The following is a 26,463-nucleotide window of genomic DNA, read 5'->3' on the forward strand; positions in this document are numbered from 1 at the left end:
AATATGGCTTTACGATAGGAATCATCGGAAAAACCGATGGATTAAAAAAGGCCCGCATTTGGCGGGCCCTTCACGGGTGAAATCAGGTTAATCTCGTGTGGCTAGTAGCGGTTATTCCTCGGTAAACTGATCCTTTAAAATCTGAGCGAACGTTTCGACATAGAAGCCGGAATTGTTCTTTTTCCAGTAGGCGTAGTAGTGTTGCGTGAGATCGCGGCCGTGGTCAACGAGCTTTAGGACGCGATTAATCGTGGGATCAATTTGGCTAGCGGTGCGGCTATTGACGACGACGTAGCCTTGACCGGCAGAGGCTAACATTTGAGCCTCGCCAAAGCTGGCAGCAATCTGAAAGGGACTTTGAATTCCCAAGACATCGCGATAGTAGCGTTGCTCAGACGCATATTCATCGGCCCCAACGATGAGAATGCAGGGAAGGTCGACGAGCTCAGTGGTGTCGATGCTGGTGGTTCTCGCCGCTACTTTGTCGGCGAGAACCACCATGTAATCGGCAGAGGTCAAGAATTCATTTTCGAAGTCCGGTGAGAATTCGTAACGGTGATCGGAGAAGTTCAGGTCGATCTTGTCGGCCCGAATCAGAGAAAAAAGTTCGTGATAGGAATCGCTGTGGATTTGAACGCGGACCTGAGGATAGGCGTGAGAGAATTGCGAAACGGCTTGTAAGAATTCTCGTGATCCGAATTTTCTTAAATACCCCAAGTGGAGGGTGTACGTTTCTTGAGCCTGTTGGGCGATTGCCTGGGTTTCGTCAACCAGCTTGGTAACTTGGTCCAAGACCACCTGGCTGTGTTGATAGAAGTATTCGCCAGCAGGGGTCAATTCAAAGCTGCGGCCTTTGCGCTGAACTAAGGTTACACCGAGATGTTCCGAAAGCTCCTTGATACGTTGGGACAGCGATGATTGTGACATGTGACATTCTTCCGCTGCTTTGGTGTAGCTGTGATTCTTGACGACCGCGATAAAACATTGCATTTGTCGAAACATGGTTTTCGCTCCTTAGGTGTCAGCTCTATATCGTACGCGAGGTGAGTTTCTCTTTAGCATAACTGAATTTCAGGGAAATTGCGAAGGGTTAGGCGATTGAGGAGCTGGCAAGCAAGATAGTAGGCTAAGCGGATGATGATAATTTTTCGCTCATGAGTGTGGTTGGGATAAGTGCTCGAGACTAGTCTGGGTACTAATATATCTTGGTAGGAACCATGTTCTAAAATGAATGTTGACTTTAATAACGTTTAAGAATAATTTGTAGTTATAGGGATTATCACACATCGGTTAAACCGGATAGGTCGACAATCTTATATGTCCGAAACGGGAGGAGATTCAATATGTATAAGATGTCGAAGGCAATGTGTAGCGAGCGACAAAGACTTGTGCGCCATAAAAAATGCCAGTACTTGGGCTTATTAGGAGTATCACTATTTTCTCTGTCACTCAGCCAAATGAAGCCAGTCAGTGTGCAGGCAGATGTGTCTGGTGAGTCAACAGAGGTGGTGGCCAAGCAAAGTCGTGAATCTACGGGGGATGGCTCGGTAGCACAAGTCTCTACAATAAAGTCGACTGTGAGAGGCACGAACGGGTTACGACTGGTCCAAACTAAGCAGCGCTCAGCGACTCCCCCTGCAGAACCGTCGAAAGATACCGAGGACGAGACGGATGAGGGGCTTAAATCTGGCACTGATCAGGAGTCAAAGCCAGCAGTTCAGAATAAGCAGCAGGCACCAAAGTCCGACCTAGCTAAAACGAGCGCGCCGACAAGTCAGGTGACGCCTAGTAATCAGACTGACCAAGCTTCTGTGCCCACTGCTGCTTCGAACGCAATCACGGTTCATTATTATAAGAAGGGGTCAACGAATAAGCTGGCGCCAGATGAAGTGTTGCCAGTGACGGCTGGTAAAGCTTACACCGTACCTGTTAAGACGATTGCCCATTATCGCTTGGTGAACCAGGTGAATACGTCCGGGCTGGGTTCTGGCGCCAGTGAGGCTTACTTTTACTACGATGCTAAGTCTTACAAAATCAAAGTGCGCTACATCGTAAGCTACCTTGAGGTTGACGAGGTAGTCGGTACGCCGCACACGGGAACGTTGGCAACCAAGGTCTTAACCGTTAAGTATGGAGAACCGTACACAATTCCCGTTTTGAATTTTGAAGATGATGGTATCTATGTCATTAACAAAAAATTGCCTAAGACTCTGACTGGGACGATGGGCGGCAAATCAGTTAACGTCAACATCTATTACGCTGCTTTAAAGAATAAAGAAGTTATAAACAGCAAGAAAGGTACGTTGACGAGCTATCTATCAGATCCAAACGGTGTTTTACGATATGCTGAATTGGATGAGAGTGAGGCTAGCCACACGATTCTCATATTTTCATTTTCGCCAAAAGGCAAGCCCATTGAAGTGACGGTGATTGATAACAACAACGGAGATCATAAGCAGAAACTGTACTTTGCGGAAGGTCAGAAGCTGGCGGTTACCTTGTTAGATGGCAGTCAACACGTGATTCAAGTGAAGAATGGCATGATTTATGATCAGACGATAGCTGCTGGGAATAGTAATAGTGCAAAGCGTAATCAGGATGGCCGTGCAACGGTCGCTCGCGCGAATAGAGTAGTGCGTGGTTCCAAGCGGACAACTGACCAAGGGTTTAACAATAGGCAAGTGGTGCAAGGCAAAACGCAGTTGCCGCAAACCGCTGATCGTGTCAGTGGCTGGATGCGCGTGTTGGGGATTGGCCTGCTGGTACTTGCGAATATGGGGCTACTTTTAAGGAAAAAGCGTCATGTGTAAAATAGACTATTGCTTAGATCTGTCATGGAGAGTTTGAGGGAGAAGTAGAATGAAAAACACAACGAAAGACAGGCTGACCAAGCTATTAACTCGTGGCATTTTGTGGGTGGCAATCATTGAAGGCCTTATGGTCACATTCGGAAACGTCAAACCGCTCAATCCCCTATTCTTAGGCACAATCGCAATGCTAGTCGTTCTGCTATTAGGGGTTGATGGTTGGCATTGGTGGACGAATCGTGCAAACTAGTTTGAAAATATTTAACTAATAGCGGATAAAAAAAGAACCGGTAGCACCCAATTAACGAGTGCTACCGGTTCTTTTAGCAATTAGATTAGTGAATGACAACTTTCATGTTGTAAGGCACGTGGCTGTAAATCCAGTGAGCATCGGCAACGCGTAGCCGCACGCAACCGTGGCTGGCCCGTTTGCCTAACTTCTTGGCTTCACTGACGACGTACTTGCCGTGAGCGTTGACCGGAACGGAGTGGAAGAGGTAGGTTCCCCAGTACTTGAAGGATGTCCAGTAGTTGGCGCCTTCCTTGGAACTGGCGTTATAGAAATGCGTACCGCGATTTTGAATATGGAACGTTCCAGTAGGGGTCGGGGATGATTTCTTCCCGGTCGAGCAGATCATGGTGTAGAGAACTTTCTTCTTGCTGGCCATGATGTACACGCGCTGCTTGGCGATGGACACCTTGATGAAGGCCTTCTCGTGCTTCTTCAGATTAGGATAGGCTTTCTTCTCGGAAGACTGTTTCCAAGACGGGGTCTTCGCCGTTTTCGTAGTTTTGGCGCTAGCGGTGGCCATTTGGGTTGGCGTGGTGATGGCAGTAATGCCAACGGTTAAGCCCAATACGGCTAATAGACCGGCGATAAATACTTTTGCTTTATGCATGGAACTCCTCCTTATAGAATACAGTGTTAATTCTATAAGGGTGGAGACGGACTGTCAATGCGTGAAACGAATGACTGTCAAAACTATTAGGCTGTTGATTATCTAAGAGGATGTGGAGCCTCGTTTTTTAATACCGGCAATGTTTGTAGGATTATCGTAGCATCAACATTGTATGGGAGTCATAAAATCAACTAATAATTCCACTCAAGAAGCGTATAATTTTAGACAGAAGTTCTTAAGTACAGATGAATCTTTTACTTTAAAGGTGGTCAATGCAAGTCATGGTCCTATCAATAAAAAATTACTTTTTCATTTTCCTCAACCTCCTTTTACCCATATTCTTTGGAATGAATTTACGGGAATCATTGGAGATTAAGCTCTTAATTACCGTGGTGCTACTGATAATGTCAGTATTGGTGGTTGTTTACGCCATCAGGCACCCTAAAAGAATGTGGACGGGGAAATATGGCGTCTACGCGGCTGTGGCGCTGGGGGTCATTGGCTGGAGTACGCTGCTCTTATTTGTGTCAGTGTCAACGCCCCTAACCGGTTGGCTGTACTGGGCTTGGTGGGTGGCAAGCGTACTATGCTGTGGGATTGTGATGGGCTTTGCCGCGGTTGTGCACGATATATTTGTCGATCGACGCAACGTTAAAAAGTAATCGTTGTTTAGAAATACAGCGAAACGCAAAAGCAGGTGATCCCTCCTAATAGGAGAGGACACCTGCTTTTTGAAAGCTATTGAGATGAATGCGTTATGGTATTCAGAATGACTAGTAAGGCTACTTAAATGACTGGTTCGTAAATGCTTCAACGGTCCCGGTCTTAGCGGACTCGTTGACCCGACCCGTCAATTTGACTTGGTCGCCGGCCTTCATTAACACGGCCTTAGGATAGTCGGCGGTACCGACCGTCCAGAGGGTATCGTTACCCTTGACGGCGAACAACACGTTTTGGTTATCGCCATTTGGAATGACGACGACCCGTTCCACCGTGCCCTTGAGCTTGATGGTCTTGGAGTTCGTGGTTGAGCTAGCCGTTGACCCGACCGTGGCGAGTTGTACCCGGTATTGATCGAGCGCTTGGGTTGCCGTTGTGGCGTAAGCCTTCACGCTTTGATCGGCCGCCTTGATGTAGGCGTAGCTCCGGAAGGCCCCAGTGGAGTCTAGCAGTGAAACGACCCAGGTTGGCGTGCCGTCAATGTTGTACATGATCGGCATCGTAGCGGACCACTTCTGGGCGACGTATTCCTTTTCAGCAATCTTTTTGGCCCCGTCACTGTCCATGACCCCGATGTTTTTACCGGTGTAGTAGGTCAGCGCCCCAGTCCGTGCGTTGATCATGGAGTAACCCATGGTTGAGTCCGCACTGGTCTTAGGCGAGGTGAAGTCGTTGAAGTAGGAAATGTCCCCGTGCTTGTCCACGACAGGTGTGACGCCATCTTCGGTCCCGTTACTGTTCGGGTCCTTCACGCCGGTCTTGTTAAAGTGGGCGTTGAAGTAACCGTTACCGTACCAGCCGAAGATTTCGTTCATTTCCGCAGCCGTAGAGGACGCGATGGATTCGTTGATAAATTTCGGTGCGCCGGCAGCTGAGTAGAGCTTGGTGTCACCGGTCTTGGCGTTCAAGACGACGACGTGCAGGCTCTTGTAGTTGATCCGGCTGGAAACACCACGGGCCTTGTAGACGGTCTGGATGAAGTAGGGTTCGCCACTATCCTTGATTTCGAGTTGTGGTTGGCCTTCCTGGACCCAGCCAGGGAAACGGTTGTAGATGACCCGTTGCGCGTCTTCAAAGAGGTAAGCACTCGGTGTGTACTTCATGGACTGCTTAATGAAGTGGGGTTCGGCGTTCACGTTGGTGGCGTCGATCATGAAGTAACCGGGTGACTTTTTGGCCCGTTGCCAGCGCCAGAAGCCGTCGAATTCAACAGGAGCGATGTAGACAGTCTTGCCCTTAACGACCTGCGTTTGCAGAGCGCCCAGCTTGTAGTAAGACGTATTAGGCACGGCACTCATGGCTTTGTTCATCTTGTTGCGGACAGTCTTAGGTGCGATAGCGATTGGCGTCGCGTCCTTGTCCAGCAGGGGAGCGGTCTTCATCGTCTTGATCTTCAAGGAGTTGTAGACTGGCTTCACGCCGAACTTGGTCTGAGCGGCCCCAAAGAGGCTGACGACAAAGAGCAATGCCAGTAAGCCGGCTGCCACGTTTAAGCCTTTATTTTGACTGCGAACGTGGGGGCGTTTGTCGCCACTGCCGGTCTCGACCGCCACGTTGGGACTGCTGAGCGCCAGAAATGGCAGGTACAGCACCCCGCTGATGACGTTCATGATGATCAGGCTAAAGAGCGCCTTGCTGGGTAAAATGACAAAGACCACGCCAATGGCAATGACGTAGTAAACGATGTAGATACCCGCCAGCATTTGCAAGTGTTGGGGACGTTGAACGATTCCCATAATTGCCATGATGAAGGCGGATAGGGTACAGAAGAAAGCGACTAGTAACATATAAAAACCCTTTCCAAATAATGTCAGCGAAAATCCAATTATGTAAAAAATAACTACTTTCTCTAGTTTACCCTATTTAGCGATGTGACTAAAGGGGAACACCCCAATCGGTAGAAATAATGGTAGCGCTTTTAGGCTGGTGTGGTGGGATTGCTATCGTTGGCTGTGGTGTCAATGACGGCGGATTGTCTCAAAGCAGACCGGATAGGCGACTCTCAGTTGGCTAGATGGCTCGGATGGATTAAAGAAAGATGCCCCTGTCAGAAGCCCGCCAATTCAACAGTGCAAGCAAACTTAGCGTGACAAAGTGGCAGGCATTTGCTAGGGTTAGGGCAGATAGATGCAGGGAGGGAACACGATGACACTCGGGGGAAAATTAAAGCAGGCACGGACGGATCATGGGCTGACCCAACAGGCCGTAGCTCAGCAGGTGGCCGTCTCGCGGCAGACCATTTCAAGTTGGGAAACTGGGAAGAGCTATCCGGGCATTGATAGTCTGGTGACGCTGAGCGACTTGTACGGACTGACATTGGACAGCCTGATCAAGGAAGATACGGGGATACTGGATTATTTGCGGAGGTCGGAGGTTGCGGTGAAATTGCGGCCAATCCGCCAGGCGATGCTCATCTTGAACAGTTTATTTGTAATAATCTTAATTTTCTTTTTACCCAGTCGTTTGGGTGGCGGCATCTTAATCGCTGCGGTGCTGGCTAACTTGGTTGGTTTTGCTTATCTGCAAAAATTTGCGGAGCAGCTCAGTGACCTGCCGGTATGGGAACAGCGGTGGCGACGGGGTCGGCTACCGGGATTGCTGGGAAGTCTAGCGGCAACGGGCGCCTTGATTGCGACCAACTGGTGGTCAGTCTCTGCGACGGTCACCAGTAGTCTGGTCAGCGTCACGCTGGTGGGGTGGCTGACACTACTACTGATTTGGCTAGGCCACGTGATGGGCCGGCTTAAACAGCAAGAAGACAAAGTGTCAAAGCCCAAGAGGTAGGCACTCATACCGTTTAATAATGATCGTCATCGAAGAAGCACGCCCACCGATACAGTTTGGTGGGCGTGCCTTTTGAGATTGGCGTTGGTGCAAAACAAAAGGACCAGCCAATTGAGCCAGTCCCCTAAACACATTTATTTTCGAGTGGGGGTCATTAATGCTTAAACATGAAAATGCCCCGCACAATTTCAGCACCAATTAAAACAATCATGAATGACCAAGTAACAAGTGTTGCGACGCTTCCCATTTTAAAGACCTCCTCGGTTCTGTCCGGTTTCTAATTACCTTTATTGTACGCCGAACACTGAAGTGACACAATGGGAACCGCTTACATTTTTGAATAAATCCATCGCCGAATGGGCCTATGCTGGGGCATATTTGGTGATGGATTTAATTTGTATATACGTAATGCGTTGTCAGTTTTTTTGAAGTTCAGAATAGCTGGGAGTGCTGTCGATCACGGCTTATTTGGTTCTGGCTTGTTGTCAGGGTATAGACTGTTTTAGCCGCAGGCGGAAATGCAACGCCTAATCTGATCATTGATTGGTAACATCGACGAGGCTGGCAAAGGTGGCGGTGCTCATGCCGGGAACGACCCGCAGCCGCGACAAGTTATAGCGCCCCTGTTTCATGGTGGCAACACCCTCCTGTGTGGTCAGTGCCAGCGCGTAGCCACTCTGCTTAGCCAACCGCCGCGTTGTGGCGTTGGCCCGGCCAGCTGGGTAACACAACATCCGCGTTTCCTGATCGAGATGAGTATCTAGCCATTGTTTGGAGTTGACCAGTTCCTGTTTCTGCTGAGTCGCCGTCAATTCATCGAGGTTCAAGTGCTGAACGGTATGGCTGGCAAAGTCCACGTGGCCGGTGGCCTTCATCTGTTTCATTTCAGCGAGCGTCAGGTGATTACTCTTGTGGGTAAAGCCTGTGATGACGTTGATGGTTGCGTGGAGATTGTATTTTTTCAGTGCCGGCAGACCGTTAGTCAGGTTGTCCTTGTAAGCGTCGTCCAGCGTGATCCAGACGACCTTCTTCTGTGGAATGCTGTTAGTCGAGAGTGCGTGAATTGCCTCGGCTGTAGTCAGCGTCCGGTAGTGGTGCTGCTTGAGGTAGGCCATCTCACTGGCGAACTGGGCCTTAGGAACCCGTAACTGATTCCCGCTGGAAATACTGTGATACATCAAAATTGGCAACTTGAGTGGCTGCTTTAACTTGATCCAGGGTTTAGTTTTGACGGGTTTAACCTCAGTGGATTCGGCGTCCTGACTTTGAATTCGGTTGTGGCGTGCCGGATGACTAGTGGTATTCGGCCGCGATTGACTCCAGGCGAATCCGCCACCCAGCAACGCAATTAATGCCAGACAGCCTCCCAAGAACCACCATTTCTTTTTCATCGATTATTCCCCCAGCTTGTTCGTTTACTATTTAGTATAGGGGGTTCAATGACTGGTGGCACGTATTTAGTCTGCGCGCTGGGCCAATCGACGATAATAGTCGATGGAATCTGGCTCCAAATGGAGGGCAGAAATGGCTTCACGGTCGGAAAGTTGGGGGTGTCGGCGAAGATAGTTAACTAAGTAACCTTGGTACAGCACGGTCGGGCTCAGAGCAAAGCCCACGATGGCCTCGTCTGGTTTCAAATATTTATGCAGACCGGGTAACGTTAAGTGGGGATCGGCCGCAGCTCGCTGCTTCAGGAACCAATCGTTGGACTGGAACCGTTGCTGCAGCGGGGCCAGAAAGGCCTGGAGTTCATTTAGAAATTGTTGCGTCGGTGCTGACCAGCTCTGCGTCTTCAGGTTGGCCGTGAAATTGGGCTGGAGAAAGGCCTGCACTGGGTAGCCATGGGCCACGAGCAGGAGCGTCAGCCGCGTATAGACGTGGAGTCGCGGGTCGGCCAGGAAGCTGTCGAGGTCATCGACCCAGCGGTAGTTCAGTGGTTGGGCGGCCTGCTTGGGTTTACTCTTCAGATCCAGAGTCGGCAGATAGGGGGTCCAGCTGTGTGAGAAGAGAAATTTGAAGTAGACGTTGAGGTGCGACAAAACCTTGTTGTAGGTCTGGTTTTGAATCTTACGGGCGTCGACCAGCATGGCCAGGTACTGCTCCACATCGGGTGTCTGCAGTTGATTGACGCGGTGGTCTCGCTGGTAGGTGGGATTGAAGTTCTCTAAGTATTTGAAAAAGTCCGTCAGGGTCGCGTTGTACTCATCTTCGGTGGCCTGCGCCATGGCCCGCTGTTGAAGTGTGCGGTTGAAGGCGTCTTGATACGGATAGGATTGGGACATGGCAAAACACTTCCTTTGCTAAAAATTACGTTAACTTAGATTGATGACCACGACCGTGAAGCCGTGGTGGTGATGGGGTTAGGCCGTTGTTGAGGTGCGAGCGGCCAGAACCTTTTCGCGTAAATGTTCCTTCTGATCGTCATCGATAAAGGCGGCGTCGATGGCGTTGAGTGTTAGGCGTTCCAGCAGAGACCAGTTCAAGCCGAACTGCTTACGGAGCGTGATAAATTCATCGGTTAAGGTAACGTTGGAGACGGTGCGATCGTCGGTGTTGACCGTGACCTTCAAGCCAGCACTGAGAAATTCCGAGAGGGGGAAGTCGTCCCAACTTTGAACGGCTTTCGTCTGGATATTGCTCGTCGGACAGATTTCAATGGTGGCCCCAGCTGCTTTGGTTTGCGCGATTGCAGCGGGGAAGCCACTCATGTGGACTCCGTGGCCGATGCGTTTAGCTCCCATGGTCAGGGCGACCACGACGTTATCGACGGGGCCAGCCTCACCCGCGTGGACCGTGAATGGGAGGCCAGTTGCCTGACCCGCACGGATGGCGTCAACCAGGTCAATCGTAGGGTGGTTGTACTCGTCACCTGCGAAGTCCAGGCCAACGACGCCCTCGTGCTTGAAGTCGGCGGCGGTCTGGAAGACTTCGATACACTCGTCTAGGGGTCGGTCGCGCATTGCGCAGATGATGGCATTGACCGGAATCCCAAACTCAGCGGAGCCGGCATGTAGGCCTTCCAATGTGGCGACAATGGCTTCACGAATGGAAAGCCCCTTTTCAGTGAAAATAGCAGGAGCAAACCGCGTTTCTAAGTAAATCAGACCGTCTTCTGCAGCGGTCTGGACCATATCGTAACCAGCAATCCGGAGCTGTTCCGGCGTTTGCATCAGATCGGTTACGACCTGGAATCGCTTTAAGTAATCAATCAAACTGACCGTATCAATGGGTGCCGACACCAATGTCCGGAGCTCCGCGTCGCTGGCTGGCAACTCGGCACCGGTAACGGCCGCCATTTTCCGTAGCGCAGGTAGCGAGATTGAGCCGTCGAGATGACAGTGCAACTCAACTTTCGGATACTGACGAACGGCGTCTGCGGTAAAAGGGTTAACTTGAGACATGGCAAGGTCCTCCTTTGGAATATGTAGCTTCCTTCCAGTATACCATGATAGCGCTTAACTACGCGACCTTACGGGATAAATTTACCTTTTGGCCGCCTTGCCGGGCGGTGCAAATAAACCGGGACGTTGTGAGCGGGCGTCTAAAGCCAAAGAGCGGTCTTTAGACTTGGCTTTAAGCCGCTGAAAACCGCGTCTCAAAACCACCACCGCTCTGAGCGCCAAGGTTCAGCCGCTAAGAGTTATCCCACGGCTGAGCCCATTTTCACCTTTCACCGCCCTTGCGGCTCACACGAGTTTAGTCCGTGTCGCGCAGTAATGGCGGTTATCATTTGGTACGGAGTTCTTCTAATTTTGGAAATTAATTTGAAAATGCTATGGACATATTCGTTAAAAGTCATCAAATTTAAAGATAGTTCTGTCGTTTAATACAAATTTTGCATTTTTATCGTCTTCAAAAGGGAAAGTTAGTGAACAAACCGACCGCCAAAAACCGCGATGTCTTGCGGTTTGTCGCCGTTAATACGTGACGGTTGGATTGCAAATTTTACAAATGTGAAATTTCGTTAAAAAACGTTGTGTCTGGGGGCTAAACATTATAGAATTGATGTAATCGTCAGGGGGTTAACAAATCCCCCGTGTGCCGGAGTATTGGCACGATAACTCAATTAAAAAATTAATATTAATTAAGAGGATAGGTAGTTGCTGTTGGGTGAACTACCTAACGCGGTCGAGGGTCCAGTCGGCCGCAAGTTAAGCCTGTGTCAGCCGTAGGAATGTTCTTAGTGGTGGGTTATGCCGCTTAGAACATTGGGTGGTGTGGAGACGCGGTTCTTGCGGCTTCACACCAAGCCTAAAGACCGCTCTTTGGCTTTAGACGTCCGCCTGCCGCGACCCGGTCCATTTTCACCGTCCCGGAGGCGTTTATCACAGGCTTAACCTGGGGGAGTAATGGCAGCGTTGAAGAGAAGGAGTAATTGCGATGAATCATTTTAACACGGAATTGACGCGGATGGGGATACGCGCGCGCCAGTCGGGCAAACGGCGGTATATCACCGGTTTCGATGGTATCCGGACGTTGGCCGTTTTGGGGGTCATTATTTACCATTTGGCGCCATCCACCTTACAGGGTGGGTACTTAGGGGTGCCGATTTTCTTCGTCGTTTCAGGATATTTAATTACATATTTATTGATTCAAGAGTTTGACTCACAAAATCACATTGATATTCTAGGCTTTTACGGACGGCGGCTGAAACGGTTGTATCCGGCGCTGGTGACCATGATTCTCGGGACAACGGCCTACATCACGCTGTTTCAGCGAAGTTTGCTGGTTAATATCCGGGGAACGGTCATGACCAACCTGATTTACGGCTACAATTGGTTTGAAATCAATCACGGCCAGTCATACTTTGATCGTTTTAGTGGTGAATCACCGTTTACGCACCTGTGGTCGCTATCAATTGAGGGACAATTTTACCTGATTTGGCCGCTGGTGGTGCTGGGACTCTTGTTGTTCGTGCACAAAAAATCGCAACGGCTGGGTATTCTCATGGCGGTTGCCGTGGCTTCGGCGATTGCGATGGCCGTGTTGTACAGCCCTAACAACCCCAACCGGGCCTACTACGGGACCGATACACGGATGTTTGCGATTTTGATTGGTGCGGGGATGGCCTTTGTTTGGCCGGCGCATAAATTAAACGCTGACGTCGGGCGGCAACAACGATTGACGCTGGACATTGTCGGGGGTGCTTCGTTGTTGGCACTGGTTTACCTCTTCTTTACCATGAACGGGCAGTCAGTCAGTACCTATCGTGGTGGGATGTTCTGGTTCACGGTGCTGTCCGGCATTCTGGTCGGCACGGTGGCCCATCCCGGGAGCGATATGAATCGCATCCTGACGAATCGGGCGTTTAGCTATGTGGGTAAACGAAGCTATGGCATCTACCTCTACCAATTTCCAGTGATGATTTTTTACGAATCTAAGGTCAACATTGGGAACCACCCGCTGTTTCATGCGCTGATTGAGGTGGCTCTGATCTTACTGGTCACCGAGCTCAGTTACCGGTGGATTGAAAATCCGATGCGACACTACCATTATGGGCAGTTAACGGGAGACGTTGTGCGGTACTTTCAGCAACCCAAGGCGCACCGCTTGGCGAATACCCTGGGTGTGGTCGCGGCGTTACTCTTTGGACTGACGGCCGTGGGATTCGTGCAACAGCCCGCAGCAGCCAAACCAACGGCGCTGCAACAGACTATTACCGCGCGGCAGGCGGCGACGAAGAAAAAGAATGCGGCGGCCGTGAAGAAGCAGAAAGCTTTGGCGGCGGCTTCATCCAAGAAAAAGCACGACACTGAGGTTGCTTTTTCCAAGTTGTCGAAGGCTAATCAAAAATTAGCGAAGTATTACTACCTGACGCCAGATGAAGTCTTAAATAGCAAGCAGACACCGTTGACTGCAATCGGAGACTCCGTCTTGTTGGATGACTCTGGTGACTTGCAGGACGTCTTTCCAGGCGCCATCGTTAATGGTAAGGTTGGCCGGCAGGCGGCCGATATGCACGACATCATCGTGGGGATGGCCCAGCAAGGTCAGCTGGCGAAGAACGTCTTGATCAATATTGGGACGAATGGTTACGTGACACCGGAACAGGCCGATGCTATCGTTCACGCTATCGGGCCGGATCATCAAATCTTCTGGGTCACGGCCCACGTGCCAACGCGTGAGTGGCAGAATTCCGTGAACAATCGAATTGCCAAGACCGCGGATAAATACCATAACGTTCACGTGATCGACTGGTACGCAACGGCTAAGGATCAACCCAAGTGGTTCGTCAGTGATCACGTGCACCCAAATAACTACGGGAACCGGCACTACACCTCGTTGATCGCCAAGGCAATTGCGAAGGCTAATCAGTAATAGTTAAGTTTTTTAGGGAGTCAGTTCCGATTGGAGCTGACTCTTTTGGTTATGGTTACGGGAAAAAACATCAAAAAAGCACCTAAGAACTTATCTCAGGTGCTAATCCGGTACTGAATCAGTTGTTGGTAGAAACTTGATCCGTGGAAGTGGCTACGTCGGGATCGGGGTCGGTGAACTGGATGGACAGGCCCTTTCCCGTTGCGGCGGCAATCTCATTCAGTAAGTTAACCGAAACGTTCATTTCGCCAGTCTCGATGCGCGCAATGGTCGATTGTGGTTTACCGACTAATTTGGCAAAGGCACGCTGCGTCATGTGCTTCTCGTCGCGCAGGTTACGGACGGCAACAGCTACATCGAGGTTAAAGGCAGCTTGGCGCGCAAGGGCGGCAAATTCGGGATCGGCTGCACTGCGCTGTTCGATATACTCTTGAATTTTACTAGTCATTGTGTAAATCCTTTCTGGTCAGATAAATAACTTTACGGCGTTGGGCCTTGTTTATTTCATGGAGCGGTATCTTGTTGGTTTTCTTGGTGAATCCATGGGATATCACAAATATGTGGTTTTCCACATGAAAGTAAACAACGCGCTGAATGTTATTTGCTCGACGGGACCTAATTTCATAGAGATTTTGTGATAACTTTTTGATCCACTGTTGTTTTGCGGAAAAAGAAAATCCTACTTTTTGAATCTTAAAGATTAATTCGGTTAGTTCTGTTGCATCTTTGTTAGGAAGAGAATTTAAAAACTTTTTGAATTCCTCCCAGTCATAATACTGAAACTCCATCTATGAATCCTCCTTATGATAGCCAATCCGCTATCAAATAGCAATCAAGTAGGCTTGCCATTTGGGATTGACCTAAATTGGCGATACATAGACTAACTCCGCGAAAAAGAGACGATTTTTCGCGGAGTTTTGAATTTATTTGTATTTAATTTCCAGCCGGCTCATCCAATACCCCAAGCCAATCCCAACCACCAGCGCCAGCGCACTGAATAGCAGGGTACTCCAGGTTGCGCCCGCGTAAGAGATACTTTCGGCGGCGTGAGAATTGGGCACCAGAATCAGGATGGTGCTGGCGACCACGATCCCCAGAATGAAGTGGTAGACGCGCGAGTGGAAGCGGTGAATCAGGTAGTCCATGCCCTTGGAAAAGAGAATCATGGCCAGCATGCCCCCCAGTGCAATCGGTAGGTAGACGCCCAATAAGTCGAAGCTCTTAAAGCCAGTCAACATGGGCGTGAACAATCCTAGAATTAGCAGGAGGTTGGACGGACTCAGACCGGGCACCAGCACGCCCAGCGCAATCAGAATGCCGGCAACCACGAAGCCCCAGAAGTTAGCGGGAAGGGTGCCGAAGATGTCACTCATGAAGTACAGTAAGCCACCACTGATCAGCAGTGTGCCAAAGAACCAGCCGTAGTCCGCGGCATCGCGGGGCGTCTGGGAGCTGGCCGTCTGCATCAGTGCGGGAAGCGTACCCACGATGGCACCGGCGAAGCCCCATAGCACGATGACCTGCCAGTGCGCCAGCAGATATTCCAGTGGGGCCGACAGGAGGGCGATACCCACGATGCCACCCAGACCGACCGGCACAAAGTACCAGAAGTCACGTTTGAAGTTCTGTCGGAAATGGGCCATGAAGCCCAGTAGTCGTTCGTAAATGCCCAGAATGGCGGCGAGTACCCCGCCGGAGACCCCGGGAAGAATGAAGCCTAGCGCAATGATCACGCCCTTAAAGAAGCGTTTCACTGGGCCATCGGATCGCGTAGTTTGCATGCGTTTCTCCTTTTTTACTTAACGGTTATTGTCGTAGTCCTCAATTTACCAAATCCCACGTAGTGACGCAACTAAAACCGGCTAAGGGTGAGCTAATTTAGGAATTACTTTAGGAACGATTTTTACTTGCTGAGAGTTTTAAATCGAGATCAATCCCGATATCTATAACAAAAGCGCTCAGAACAGGTGATGTTCTGGGCGCTCTTACTTAGAGTTCAGTTAATCATTATTCTTTGGTTGTGACCAGTAGCGGGCGTGGGTCAGAATTTCTTTTGACCGATCGTCTGCTGGGACGAAGCCCTTAGTGAATAGGTGCTTGAAGTACATCATGTTGTAAAGGAATCCCCACAGGAAGCCGCGCAGCATTTCCCAGCCGCCAACCGCGAAGAATTGGGCGAGCTGATTGACGGGAACCATCAAGGAGAGCACCATCATGAGACTTAATTCCACACCCATGATACAGAACAAATTGTACCAGTCAGCCCGGAAGAGGGTCGGAAACGGCGGGAAGATAAACATCGTCCAGGAAAATCCGACCTTGGCGATACGCATATTCCCCGTTTCGGGATTAACAACGGTAGCGTAATTTGGCGGTAACGGTAGACCTTGAGGGCCGTCACCATTTTGGTTATCAGGATCATCGTCGTTGTTAAAGCCCTTGAAAGGATCTTGCATGTCATTTGCCAACTTTCTACAGAATTCAGTGTTATACGTTAAATAAAAGTCTAACACGAAAAGACGTGTCTGCCTATTAATCTATTGGCAGTGACTATTTGGTGCCGGTTAAGTGGTGGCTACACGTTTCCGCGAGCGCGCACATCTGCCTCACCAAGAATCACCGAGAAGTGGCGATTAGTGCCGGCGACTTAATTTAACCACGGCTTCACACCGAGCCGTCTGAGGCATCATGTCCACGGACTGAATGTAGTCGACTTGATAATCGTGCGTCAGGTCAACCAAGTCCTTGGCCAACGTCGAGGGGTTGCAGGAAATGTAGACCAGTTTTGGTGGTCGCACTGCCAGCAAGGTTTCAATCAACGTATCGTCCAAACCAGTGCGGGGTGGATCGACCACGATGGCATCCGGGTGGAAACCGCTCATGATCCACTTTGGCAGGAGCTCTTCGGCTGTGCCAAGTTCGTAGTGGGCGTTGGTGATGCCGTTAGCGGCGGCGTTTTCGTTAGAATCCGCGACAGCTTCAGGAATGACGTCCATCCCGCGAACTTCCTCGGCGACATCTGCCAGGGAGAGGCCAATCGTCCCGATACCAGAGTAGGCATCGACGACGGTTTCACCTGGCTGTAAGTCCAATGCCTTTTTAGCTTCGCCGTAGAGGACTTCCATTTGTGCCGGGTTCAGTTGCAGGAAGGCACGAGCGGAGAGCTTGAAAGCCAGGCCATCGAGCTTTTCCGTAATCGTCTCTTCACCAGCCAAATGAACCGTTTCGTCGCCCCAGATGAGGGAAGTCTTACCGGGGTTGATGTTTTGCATGACGGAGGTGACTTGGGGCAGTTCGTCTGCGATCCGCGTCAACAGGTCATGTTTGTGTGGTAATTTAGATGAATTAGTGATGACCACCAGTTGGACATCGTCGGTGTGCGCTGCGGCGCGAACCACCAGCGTTTTAACGATCCCGGATTCGGCTTCTTCGTCGTAGATCGGCATGTCTAAGTCCTGGAGCATCTGCACCACAGCACGCATGACGGTCATGGTCACGGGCATCTGAACGGAACAAGTTTCCAGGTCGACTAGGTCATGGCTACGTTCGGCGTACAAGCCAGCCTCAACCTTACCTTCGGCGTTGCGGCGAACTTGGAATTGGGCCTTGTTACGGTAGCCGTAAGGGTCGTCCATCCCCAGAGTTGAGCGCAGGTCATAGTGGCGGTAGCCTTCGGGTTTGTAACGTTCGAGGGACTGGGCAACGACGTCTCGCTTGAAAGCCAATTGGCCGGGATAGTCTAAGTGTTCCAGCTCAAAACCACCGACTTGATCGGCGTAGCTGTCGCGCGGTTCCACGCGGTGTGGACTAGTCTTGCGGACGCGGTGAATTTTGGCCCGCAGGTAGCGCGTTGCCACGCTGGTGACTTCGGCAACGACTTCTTCGTCCGTTAAGGCACCGGGGATGAAGACGGCCATCCGCTTGTAATAGCCGATACCTTCACCATTGATTCCCATGCGCTTGATGGTCAGTGGAAAACGTTGGCCAACTTCGACTTGAACTTGGGGCGTCTCCTGACGTGGCCGTCGGTTGGGACGGTGATTATTGTTAGGCCGATAATGGTTGCCAGCACCGTGTTGGCGCCGGTCGTTGCGGTCATTGCGGTCGTTATAACCGCGGTGATTCTTTGACTCATAATTTGGCATATTTTCTCCTACTTAGGTTGACGTTAGTTAAGTTAATTCATTAATTCCGAACAGTTACGGTCTTGAACATTATACCAAACTTTAGAGCTCACCGGGGCCGCAAGCCTTTTTCGTCAAATTGAAGCCGTTTCCATAGGCAAGCCGCCCCCATTTATGTACAATAAGATTATATGCGGTTATCGCTCACATTGGTGGTTAAACTACGCCTTGCCGGGGGCCGCAAATAGACCGTGACGCTGTGAGTTACAGCTATCCTAGCGCCTCCGGGACGGTGAAAATGGGACCGTGGCGCTGTGGGCGGACGCTCCGAGCCGAAGAGCGGTCTCGAAGCTTGACTTCAAACCTCTGAGGACCGAGTCTCAAAGTCACCAGTTTTCTAAGCGGCAGTTCACCGCTAAGAGGACTCCCACGGCTGGGTCTATTTTCACCGCCCCTGCGGCTGAGATGGCGGTAACCCCACATGTGCTGATGATGCTAGACGTTAGTGAATGCTACATGCAAAGCGTCTCATAGGCGTAGGTAAATATGTATAAGTTGTAAACCAGCATCTTGGGTAAAAAACTAGCTTAGCCGTAGGAGGCCAGGGATGGAGGTAGCTGTGTCGGCGGTGTTAGACCGGGATGAACTTTCCCGGCCTTACAGCGCAGGACGCGTTTGGAAACTCGCGTGTTCCTGGCGAGGTTTCAAACCGAGCCGGAAGCCCGTTCTTTGGCTGGAGGCGTTCCTCATAGCAGCCGGAATTCCTGGCAGCCGGAGGCGACAGTTTTTGACCAACGGGGATGATGTATTAAAACCAAGGAGGGGCGGGGCCTATGAGTCTGCTGGAACTGAAAGGGGTCGGCTACCGAGCCGGGGAAACAACGATCCTGGAAGATATCGACCTAACCATCAACGCCGGCGAGTGGGTGACCATTGCCGGACCGTCTGGGAGTGGAAAGTCTACGCTAGTGCGGATCATCGCGTCGCTTCTGAGTCGAACCAGTGGTGAACTGAACTTTGCCGGAAAATCTATTGATACCTATGATCCGGTCGCGTATCGGCGTCGGGTCTCGTATAGTTTTCAACAGCCGACTCTATTCGGTGAAACCGTGCGCGACAATCTGAGCTTTCCGTATCAGATTCGTCAGTTACCGTTCGATGAGCAACGGGCGGTGGCGGCGCTGGACTACGTGGGTTTAGCTGCCGGTGATCTGGATAAAGCCGTCATTGATCTGTCTGGCGGTCAGCGGCAACGGGTGGCCTTGCTACGAAACGTGATGATTTATCCTGAAGTCTTGATTTTAGATGAGGTTACCGCTGGTCTGGATGCTGAGAACAAGGCGTTTGTCTGGTCGATGATTCGGCATTTTAATGGTGACGATGGGATTACGATTATTGCCATCACGCACGATCAATCGGAGATCGATGCGGCGACACGGCTGGTGAGCTTGGCCGACGGGCGCATCACGGGAGGTGCACGATGAATCTAGCAGTGAACAATCAGTCGTTGATTCTGGCGCTGGGTCTGGTGATGATTGCCCTGGCGATTGGGTGGCACGAGAAGCTGGGGATCGACCGCGACATGATCATCGGGGTCGTGCGGGCCGTCATTCAGCTATTTGTGGTCGGGTACCTGTTGAAATACGTCTTTCGCGTGGCTAACGTTTGGCTCACGGCAGTCTTGATCTTGATTATTATTTTTAATGCTGGCTATAACGCCAAACAGCGTAGTAACGGGATTCCACGAGCGTTGCCGATTTCCGTCGGCGCAATCCTCATCAGTACGGCGGTCACCCTAGGCGTGTTGATGTTGGCGGGGGCGATTAAATTTATTCCGGCGCAGATGATTCCAATCTCAGGGATGATTGCGTCGAATTCGATGGTTGCCATTGGCCTGTGTTACCGCAATCTCAATGCGGAGTTCAAGCAGGAACGGCAGGCAGTTTTGGAAAAGTTAGCGCTGGGGGCTGATTTAAAGGATGCTTCCCGCGATATCGTTCGGGCCAGCATCAAGACGGGCATGCAACCGACCATCGACTCTGCTAAAACTGTGGGGATCGTGAGTCTGCCGGGGATGATGTCCGGGTTGATTTTTGCCGGCGTGGATCCGGTTCGAGCGATTAAATATCAGATCATGGTCACCTTCATGTTGATGTCGGCGACCAGTATTGGCTCGGTACTGGCCTGTTACTGGGCCTACCGGGAGTTCTACAATGAACGTAAACAGTTAGTTGGTCCGTCAAATTAGGAGGAAAACATATGGTACATCGAAAAGTTGCGTTGGTTACGGGTGCGTCGTCAGGGATTGGCAATGCGATTGCCCGGAGTTTACATCGAAACGGCGTCACGGTTTACGCTGGCGCGCGGCGAGTTGGTCGGATGAACGATCTCGATGATCTGGGAATCACGACTTTGGCGCTGGACATTACCGATCCAGCCAGCGTGGAAAGCGTGGTCGACCGAATTGTCAGTGAGACGGGTCGGGTGGATATCCTGGTCAACAACGCCGGTTATGGTTTGATGGGGGCGGTCGAGGACGTTCCCCTGGAACAGGCCCAAGACCAGTTCAACGTGAACCTCTTTGGGGCGGCCCGGCTGATTCAGTCGGTCTTGCCCATGATGCGCCAGCAACACGCCGGTCGGATCATCAACATCACCTCAGTCGATGGCAAGGTGGCTCAGCCCTTTGGTGCGTGGTACGTCGCGTCGAAATTTGCACTGGAAGGTCTGTCGGATGCGTTGCGCATGGAACTGCAACCTCAGGGAATTCACGTGGCAGTGATCGAACCGGGCGCCATCCAATCGGAATGGGCGGACATTGCGGCCGACCATTTACAGGCGCTGTCGGCGAACGGTCCCTACGAAAAGGATGCCAGTCGCGCGGCGGCCATTTTAAAGGCTGTCAAAAAGTTCTCCAGCAAGCCCAAGGTTATTGCCCGGTTGGTGGACAAGGCAGCACTGTCTCGGCGGCCTAAGACCCGCTATTCGGCGGGTGCAGGGAGCCAAATTTTGTGGGCACAGCGGTTCTTGTCTGATAAGACGATTGACCGTCTGTGGCAGGTCATTGGTAAAGCGGCTGAACAGATTACCCGCTAATGCGAGAATCGTTGACGTGGCGGTAAAACCTGTTATGCTTAAATTAACCAGTACACTAGGGGTGTCCACGACGGGCTGAGATGCGGCGAACACCGCAATCCCTTGGAACCTGTCAAGCTCAAACTTGCGAAGGGAATGTGTCGTGGCACGGTAACGGGTCGCCGGTTCACTAACTTTGTGAGCCAGCGGCCCGTTTTAATTTGGGCTGAAGTAGTGGTCGAATAGGTTGCCGGGGCAACGAGAACGTTGGGAACACGACTTAGTGGGGGTAGTATCGCGGTGGTCGGAGCCAAGTGGCGAGATACCGTGAAAATGTTGATAAAGAGTAAGTGTAAAGCGTCGGTTGTAGTGAAAGCGATGTGTTCGCTAAAAGTGAGTGTAGCCGGAGACAGGCAGGGATGTAGCCGGCCGTGACGATGGCCTTAGCTGGTGGTCTTTGCCAGGTTAGGCCATGGGACGAGCTTGGAGCCGGCTGAATTTTGGCGGCTTCAAGTCGAGGTCCAAGACCGCTCTGTGGCTTGGACCGGTCCCCACAGCAGGCGGAATCCTTGCCTGTCGTAGGCGAAACGCGTGACTTTTTGCGAACGTGTCAGGTATTCCTAAGGGGGAAGAAAAATGAAAGTAGACTTGTTAGACACCTTGCGCCACCAGAACCCAATCGTCTTCAACATCTCCAACTTCGTCACGGTCCAGGATGTGGCCAACGGGCTCAACGCGTTGGGCGCGTCACCCATCATGTCTGAGGAGGTCGCGGAGGCTGGCGAAATGGTCGGCTTATCCAGTGCCGTGTGCCTTAACCTAGGGGCATTTACCCAGACGCAGGTCGAGCAGATCCGCAAGGTCGGCGAGGTTGCGAACCAGCAACACAAGCCGCTAGTGATTGATCCCGTGGCTGTGGGGGCGGTGGCTTATCGTAAGATGGTCGCCAACAATTTGTTGACCCATTTTCACCCGGACGTGATTCGTGGCAATGCCGGTGAGATTGCGGCGTTGGCCGATGTGGACTGGCAGGCGAAAGGCATCGATGCCGGTGAGGGGACCGGCGACCTGGTGGCAATTGCCCAGGCGTGTGCGCAGAAATTAAATTGTGTCGTGATCCTGTCCGGGCCGACCGATGTCATCACCGATGGCACGCGGGTCGTCAAGGTGCTGAACGGCACGCCATTGTTCCAGGTCCACGTTGGGTCTGGTGATATGTTATCAAGTATCGTGGCGGCATTTTGCGCCGTTGAACCGGATTATTTTGAAGCGGCCCAGACGGCTTGTCTGGTCTTTGCGGCAATTGGTGAACGGGTGGCTCAGGCCACGCCGAACCTCGGTGCCGGCAGCTTCAGCGTCCAATTAATGGACGGGCTACAATTGACCACGACTGCTCAGATCAACGCAATCGCGGCCTATCAGTAAAGAAGGGATGAGTAAGGATGGCAAATGAATTTCCACAAACGTTAACGATCGCGGGGACTGACAGCGGCGGCGGTGCCGGTGTCATGGCCGACTTGAAGACGATGCAGGAACGCAACGTCTTTGGGACGGCAGTAGTTGTCGCGGTGACCGCGCAGAATACGTTGGGCGTTCAGGACTTCATGGCCTTACCACAGAAATTGGTCGATGAACAATTTGCGTCATTAGCAGCTGATTTGAAGATTCGGGCCTGCAAGACGGGAATGCTAGCGGATGCGGAACACGTCCATGGTGTGGTAGAGAATTTGAAGAAATATGATTTTGGGCCACTCACGGTTGATCCGGTGATGATTGCCAAGGGCGGAGCTGCATTGTTAGCGGACGATGCTGTGGCAACGGTGCGGGATGAATTAGTGCCGTTGGCCGACGTCTTGACGCCGAATTTGCCCGAAGCCGAACGATTGACAAATATCAAGATTGCCGATGAAAAAGCCATGGAGTCGGCGGCAGTTGTCTTACAGGACTTGGGTGCCAAGAACGTGATCATCAAGGGTGGCCATGAGGCTACGCCGGATAAGGCTAGCGATTTTGTCTTGTTGGCGGATGGCCGGTCATTCTGGCTGTCGGCACCGCGCGTTGATACCGTGCGGACCCACGGCACGGGGGATACGTTATCCTCATGCATCACGGCAGAGTTGGCGAAGGGCCAGGATTTCGAGTCGGCCATTCGCATTGGTAAGGACTACGTGACGGCAGCCATTGCCAATCCCATTGCAGTTGGAAACGGCCACGGCCCATTGAATCATTGGGCTTACGGCCAGGGAGGTGCGCACTAATGTCAGTAACTTTTGAGCCCGGTCTATTACGGGCATACTTTGTGGCGGGGAGCCAAGACGTTCCCGGTCAAGACTTACGAGATGTGTTAGCGACCATGTTAAAGGCCGGCATCACGGCGTTTCAATTTAGAGATAAGGGTGCTAGCCAGTTGACGCCGGAACAGCGCGTGGCGTTAGGTAGCGATTTGCGCGACCAATGTCACGAAGCCAGTGTGCCGTTTATCGTGGATGACGACGTGGACTTGGCGTTGTTACTGCAGGCTGATGGGATTCACGTCGGTCAGAGCGATGAAAAGATCACGAAGGTCCTCAACGCGGTAGCTGACCGCGATATGTTCGTGGGTTTGTCCTGCAATACGGCGGAACAGGTGGCTAAGGCGAACCAAATCAAGGGAATTTCCTACATTGGCAGCGGTCCGATTTACCCAACGACCTCTAAGGCCGATGCCGACCCTGTCATGGGTGTGACTGGTCTGAAGGCGCTCGTCGAACAGGCGACCGTGCCTATCGTAGCCATTGGTGGTGTGACGGTAGCGAGTTTGCCAGCCATCGCTGCCACCGGTGCGGCCGGGGTCGCTGTGATCACGCTGTTGACGCGGAGTACCGATCCGCAAGCGGATACCGCGGCAATGCGGACGGCATTCGTAGTGGGATAGACCAATTATTAATTACTTAATAATGAAAGCAATATAGCGAAAGGCTGCCGACGGGGAGTGTATTTTTCCCGCGTCGGCAGCTTTTTTAGTGGTCTAAGGCCAGATTGTGAAATTGAATATGACTGGTTTGTAACGATTCATTAATATTGTAACATCATTGAAAAATATAAAATTGGCTGTAAAAAACAAAATCAGTCTTACCGCGTTTAAGTGACGGCAAGGCTGATTTCGCATTTAAAGTTGAGGAAGCTAGTTGACTAGGGCTAACTTCACAAGTACATAATAACACGGATATTTGAGAAAAGCTACCGAAATGGAAAACTTTATTAATTTGGCACATAAGGTGTTCATGGGCATAACCACTGTGGGTGAATAGCGATTTGTTAGGTGAACTAGTTTACTGAATAATATAATTCTATGGTTAAACCGTGCACTAAGTATACCGGAATGGCATGCGATTGGTACTGAAACTAAATGTTTAGAAGCGAGTAGCACTCATCGAAAAAAAGTCCGCGTTACCGCGTTTAACGGTAACGGCACTGGTATGTTTGGCCACCAATCTAAATTTTTTGAAATCAGGCTTGCATTACCGAACAAATGTTCGTATAATAAGAACATCAGCAAAGGGGGGTCGCGGTGATGGATTATCGAAATGAGCCACACGGCATGTTTTTCATGATTGATAATAAGTCCTTTTACGCCAGTGTCGAGAGCGCTGCGCGGGGATTAAATCCGTTGCGTTCGGTGATTGTGGTGATGTCCGAAGCCGATAATACTGGGAGCGGTCTGGTGCTGGCCGCTTCACCGATGGCTAAGAAACTCTTCGGCATTAGCAATGTGTCGCGCCAATATGAGGTGCCCGATGACCCCCGAATTCTAGTCGTCCCGCCGCGAATGAACTTGTATATCCAGGAAAATTTGAAGATCAACAAAATTTTCCGGGAGTATGTGGCCGATAACGACCTATTTCCATACTCGATCGATGAATCCATCCTGGATATGACCAAGTCCTGGCGTTTGTTTGGGCCGACCCCCGAGATTGTGGCGCGGCGGATTCAACTGCGGATTCGCCGGGAGCTGGGACTTTACACGACCGTGGGTATTGGCGAAAATCCGGTGCAGGCCAAGCTGGCCCTTGATCTGCAAGCCAAACACGATCACGAGTTGATCGGGCGACTGACTTATGAGACCTTTCCAGAGAAAATATGGCCAATTACCAATCTCGAGAAAGTGTGGAGCATTGGCCACCGGACGGCCGCACATCTGCAGCGACTGGGTATTCATAGCATGCGTGACTTAGCGATGGTCAACCCCTACGAGTTACGTGCAGAGATGGGGATGATTGGTGCCCAGTTATTTGCACTGGCCTGGGGTATCGACCGGAGCCACCTGCATGAGCTCCGGCCGGCCAAGGAGAAGAGCTGGAGTAATTCGCAGGTTCTGCCGCGTGACTATAAGGTGCAGCAGGAGATTGAGCTGGTGATCCGGGAGATCGGCCAGCAGACCACGTCGCGAATGCGGCATCACCGTCAGCAGGCAGGTTGCGTCAGCCTATCTATTGGGTTTGCCCGTGTGGGTGAAGCGGACGATGGGCGCAGTGGCTTCCATCACAGCTGTCGGATTGACCCAACTGATAGTGCGCAGACGATTATCGCGGCATTACTGCGGCTGTTTCGCCAACACTGGGAAGGTCAGTCTATTCGTAATATCGGTGTGGGGTTATCGCGGCTGAACGCAAGTCGCGGCCTGCAACTCGACATTTTCCAAGATCCACACCGGCAGATTAAGGATGAACGCTTCGACCGCGTCATTGATGAACTTCGGGATAAGTTCGGCAAGACCGCGGTCATTCCAGCCAGCAGTTTGATGCCTGGCGGAACGATGCTCCGACGGGCGGCACTGGTTGGTGGTCACAATGGGGGGAATAGCTTTGATTGATGTGCAGAAGGAAGCCGACTTAATTTATGTGCGAGCGGATAAATTATTTGCGGCGCAGTGGCACTGTCAGTATCGGATTGATGTCGTTCATGATCAGTACGCGCAGACCACTAATTTCTTTATGGACATCCAGCGTAAAGGCCATCGTGAGCGGTCAATTCCGCTACACACCCTCCAAACGACCGACCTCGAAATTCTGGAACAAGTCATTGGGGCACTCAAGATACAGACTCAGTTGTCCCTGAACTTTATTAACTTTGGACACGTGCGTTGGCCGGAGAGCCAGCGCTGGGTGCACTAGGAAGTGATGGGTCATGATCTTACACCAGGCCTCTGATGATAAGCTAGCAACTGAATTCTTCCACCGGGACTATCATGACCGGGGGATGCTGAAGTGGGGGGGCTTTTACCTGTCCGACCATACGAGTGCTTTGACCAAAATGCATGCCGCAGAACAGGTCGAACAAGCCCAGCCACAACAGCCAGTGATAGAGATCAGCCGCGAGTTGGCGGCCGCTTGGCACGCGCAGCAGCCGGTTCACTTGCAGCTGAATATCTTGGATGATAACCAGGTTATAACAACGGTGGACGGTATCGTTGCCGGCGTTAACGAAGACCATATTGTCCTGCGGCTAGCGAATGATCGGTTCCGCTATTTAACGTTGACCGAAATCCGCTGGGTGACATGGGTGCGGTAGGCTACTCAAAGTTCGCGATGGATATCTAATGAATGAGATAGGCTGATGGTTAACCAACTAAATGTATCGATGTGATAAGTGTCGCAATTTTAAACGCTTTCATGTATGATAGGCAGTGAAAAATGGCCCCCAGATAATTAACAATCTGAGGACCGTTTGGCTCTAATAATTGTGAAGCTGGATGAA

General features: G+C 51.3%; 24 protein-coding genes and 1 riboswitch. Of the genes, 13 read left to right on the forward strand and 11 right to left on the reverse strand.

The annotated features are described in order from the left end of the window. Nucleotides 1-111 precede the first annotated feature (111 nt). Nucleotides 112-1,002, reverse strand: coding sequence for a LysR family transcriptional regulator (locus ACEPSU_RS02040; RefSeq protein ID WP_395323499.1), 891 nt, complete (start codon nucleotides 1,000-1,002; stop codon nucleotides 112-114). Nucleotides 1,003-1,388: 386 nt separating this feature from the next. Here ACEPSU_RS02040 and ACEPSU_RS02045 point away from each other — a divergent pair, with 386 nt between their 5' ends. Continuing rightward, complete coding sequence (locus tag ACEPSU_RS02045; RefSeq protein ID WP_395361580.1) at nucleotides 1,389-2,810, forward strand: MucBP domain-containing protein; 1,422 nt, start codon at nucleotides 1,389-1,391, stop codon at nucleotides 2,808-2,810. A gap of 332 nt (nucleotides 2,811-3,142) precedes the next feature. Here the strand turns inward: ACEPSU_RS02045 and ACEPSU_RS02050 are convergent, their stop codons facing one another. Continuing rightward, nucleotides 3,143-3,706, reverse strand: coding sequence for a L,D-transpeptidase (locus ACEPSU_RS02050; protein WP_395322536.1), 564 nt, complete (start codon nucleotides 3,704-3,706; stop codon nucleotides 3,143-3,145). A gap of 449 nt (nucleotides 3,707-4,155) precedes the next feature. Between ACEPSU_RS02050 and ACEPSU_RS02055 the strand changes: the two genes are divergently transcribed. Further along, nucleotides 4,156-4,368 (forward strand): hypothetical protein, encoded by a 213-nt coding sequence (locus tag ACEPSU_RS02055; protein ID WP_395361581.1) that lies wholly within the window; start codon nucleotides 4,156-4,158, stop codon nucleotides 4,366-4,368. A 120-nt stretch (nucleotides 4,369-4,488) separates the two neighbouring features. Here the strand turns inward: ACEPSU_RS02055 and ACEPSU_RS02060 are convergent, their stop codons facing one another. Beyond that, on the reverse strand, nucleotides 4,489-6,213 hold the full coding sequence (locus ACEPSU_RS02060) for a hypothetical protein (RefSeq protein ID WP_395322540.1): 1,725 nt from the start codon (nucleotides 6,211-6,213) through the stop codon (nucleotides 4,489-4,491). Nucleotides 6,214-6,571: 358 nt separating this feature from the next. On the opposite strand from ACEPSU_RS02060, the gene ACEPSU_RS02065 reads away from it, so the two are divergent. Further along, nucleotides 6,572-7,210 carry a helix-turn-helix transcriptional regulator gene (locus ACEPSU_RS02065; protein ID WP_395322542.1) on the forward strand — a complete coding sequence of 213 codons (639 nt, stop codon included), beginning with the start codon at nucleotides 6,572-6,574 and terminating at the stop codon, nucleotides 7,208-7,210. A 536-nt stretch (nucleotides 7,211-7,746) separates the two neighbouring features. On the opposite strand, the gene ACEPSU_RS02070 is transcribed toward ACEPSU_RS02065, so the two are convergent. The 3 genes from ACEPSU_RS02070 to add form a co-directional block, all read right to left on the reverse strand. Further along, nucleotides 7,747-8,601: a polysaccharide deacetylase family protein gene (locus ACEPSU_RS02070; RefSeq protein ID WP_395322544.1), complete on the reverse strand. Its 855-nt coding sequence runs from the start codon at nucleotides 8,599-8,601 to the stop codon at nucleotides 7,747-7,749. A 66-nt stretch (nucleotides 8,602-8,667) separates the two neighbouring features. After that, complete coding sequence (locus tag ACEPSU_RS02075) at nucleotides 8,668-9,492, reverse strand: site-specific integrase (RefSeq protein WP_395322546.1); 825 nt, start codon at nucleotides 9,490-9,492, stop codon at nucleotides 8,668-8,670. 78 nt (nucleotides 9,493-9,570) lie between these two features. Continuing rightward, the gene (gene add, locus ACEPSU_RS02080) at nucleotides 9,571-10,611 is read right to left on the reverse strand and encodes an adenosine deaminase (RefSeq protein ID WP_395322548.1); all 1,041 of its coding nucleotides are present in this window, start codon (nucleotides 10,609-10,611) and stop codon (nucleotides 9,571-9,573) included. A 979-nt stretch (nucleotides 10,612-11,590) separates the two neighbouring features. On the opposite strand from add, the gene ACEPSU_RS02085 reads away from it, so the two are divergent. Next, the gene (locus tag ACEPSU_RS02085) at nucleotides 11,591-13,528 is read left to right on the forward strand and encodes an acyltransferase family protein (protein WP_395322550.1); all 1,938 of its coding nucleotides are present in this window, start codon (nucleotides 11,591-11,593) and stop codon (nucleotides 13,526-13,528) included. 118 nt (nucleotides 13,529-13,646) lie between these two features. Here the strand turns inward: ACEPSU_RS02085 and ACEPSU_RS02090 are convergent, their stop codons facing one another. From ACEPSU_RS02090 to rlmD, 5 genes are all read right to left on the reverse strand, one after another. Beyond that, the gene (locus ACEPSU_RS02090; protein WP_395322552.1) at nucleotides 13,647-13,976 is read right to left on the reverse strand and encodes a helix-turn-helix domain-containing protein; all 330 of its coding nucleotides are present in this window, start codon (nucleotides 13,974-13,976) and stop codon (nucleotides 13,647-13,649) included. Next, entirely contained in the window at nucleotides 13,969-14,316 is a 348-nt protein-coding gene (locus ACEPSU_RS02095) for a type II toxin-antitoxin system RelE/ParE family toxin (protein WP_395323501.1), read from the reverse strand. The genes ACEPSU_RS02090 and ACEPSU_RS02095 overlap by 8 nt, the downstream gene beginning before the upstream one ends. Nucleotides 14,317-14,451: 135 nt before the next feature. Next, a complete protein-coding gene (locus ACEPSU_RS02100) occupies nucleotides 14,452-15,309 on the reverse strand; it encodes a DUF368 domain-containing protein (RefSeq protein WP_395322557.1) in 858 nt (285 codons plus the stop codon). 219 nt (nucleotides 15,310-15,528) lie between these two features. After that, a complete protein-coding gene (locus tag ACEPSU_RS02105; RefSeq protein WP_020088490.1) occupies nucleotides 15,529-15,984 on the reverse strand; it encodes a hypothetical protein in 456 nt (151 codons plus the stop codon). Nucleotides 15,985-16,161: 177 nt separating this feature from the next. Beyond that, entirely contained in the window at nucleotides 16,162-17,673 is a 1,512-nt protein-coding gene (rlmD, locus tag ACEPSU_RS02110) for a 23S rRNA (uracil(1939)-C(5))-methyltransferase RlmD (RefSeq protein WP_395323503.1), read from the reverse strand. A gap of 812 nt (nucleotides 17,674-18,485) precedes the next feature. On the opposite strand from rlmD, the gene ACEPSU_RS02115 reads away from it, so the two are divergent. The 9 genes from ACEPSU_RS02115 (at nucleotide 18,486) to ACEPSU_RS02155 (ending at nucleotide 26,277) form a co-directional block, all read left to right on the forward strand. After that, a complete protein-coding gene (locus ACEPSU_RS02115; RefSeq protein WP_395322561.1) occupies nucleotides 18,486-19,136 on the forward strand; it encodes an ATP-binding cassette domain-containing protein in 651 nt (216 codons plus the stop codon). Beyond that, nucleotides 19,133-19,900: an ABC transporter permease gene (locus tag ACEPSU_RS02120; RefSeq protein ID WP_020088493.1), complete on the forward strand. Its 768-nt coding sequence runs from the start codon at nucleotides 19,133-19,135 to the stop codon at nucleotides 19,898-19,900. The genes ACEPSU_RS02115 and ACEPSU_RS02120 overlap by 4 nt, the downstream gene beginning before the upstream one ends. Nucleotides 19,901-19,911: 11 nt before the next feature. Next, nucleotides 19,912-20,748 carry an oxidoreductase gene (locus ACEPSU_RS02125; RefSeq protein WP_395322564.1) on the forward strand — a complete coding sequence of 279 codons (837 nt, stop codon included), beginning with the start codon at nucleotides 19,912-19,914 and terminating at the stop codon, nucleotides 20,746-20,748. A gap of 47 nt (nucleotides 20,749-20,795) precedes the next feature. Next, nucleotides 20,796-20,901: riboswitch (TPP riboswitch) on the forward strand. 462 nt (nucleotides 20,902-21,363) lie between these two features. After that, nucleotides 21,364-22,152, forward strand: a complete 789-nt coding sequence (gene thiM / locus ACEPSU_RS02130; RefSeq protein ID WP_395322566.1) for a hydroxyethylthiazole kinase — start codon at nucleotides 21,364-21,366, stop codon at nucleotides 22,150-22,152. Nucleotides 22,153-22,169: 17 nt separating this feature from the next. Then, nucleotides 22,170-22,985, forward strand: a complete 816-nt coding sequence (thiD, locus tag ACEPSU_RS02135) for a bifunctional hydroxymethylpyrimidine kinase/phosphomethylpyrimidine kinase (RefSeq protein ID WP_020088496.1) — start codon at nucleotides 22,170-22,172, stop codon at nucleotides 22,983-22,985. Continuing rightward, complete coding sequence (thiE, locus tag ACEPSU_RS02140; protein ID WP_395322568.1) at nucleotides 22,985-23,641, forward strand: thiamine phosphate synthase; 657 nt, start codon at nucleotides 22,985-22,987, stop codon at nucleotides 23,639-23,641. Before thiD ends, thiE begins: the two co-directional genes overlap by 1 nt. Before the next feature lie 639 nt (nucleotides 23,642-24,280). Then, a complete protein-coding gene (locus ACEPSU_RS02145) occupies nucleotides 24,281-25,579 on the forward strand; it encodes a Y-family DNA polymerase (RefSeq protein WP_020088498.1) in 1,299 nt (432 codons plus the stop codon). Between the two features lies 1 nt (nucleotide 25,580). After that, nucleotides 25,581-25,880 carry a hypothetical protein gene (locus ACEPSU_RS02150; protein WP_260339720.1) on the forward strand — a complete coding sequence of 100 codons (300 nt, stop codon included), beginning with the start codon at nucleotides 25,581-25,583 and terminating at the stop codon, nucleotides 25,878-25,880. Nucleotides 25,881-25,893: 13 nt separating this feature from the next. Next, on the forward strand, nucleotides 25,894-26,277 hold the full coding sequence (locus tag ACEPSU_RS02155) for a hypothetical protein (protein WP_395322570.1): 384 nt from the start codon (nucleotides 25,894-25,896) through the stop codon (nucleotides 26,275-26,277). Nucleotides 26,278-26,463: the final 186 nt, after the last annotated feature.

The sequence above is a fragment of the Levilactobacillus parabrevis genome (assembly GCF_044051715.1).
In the GTDB taxonomy this organism is placed as follows: domain Bacteria; phylum Bacillota; class Bacilli; order Lactobacillales; family Lactobacillaceae; genus Levilactobacillus; species Levilactobacillus parabrevis.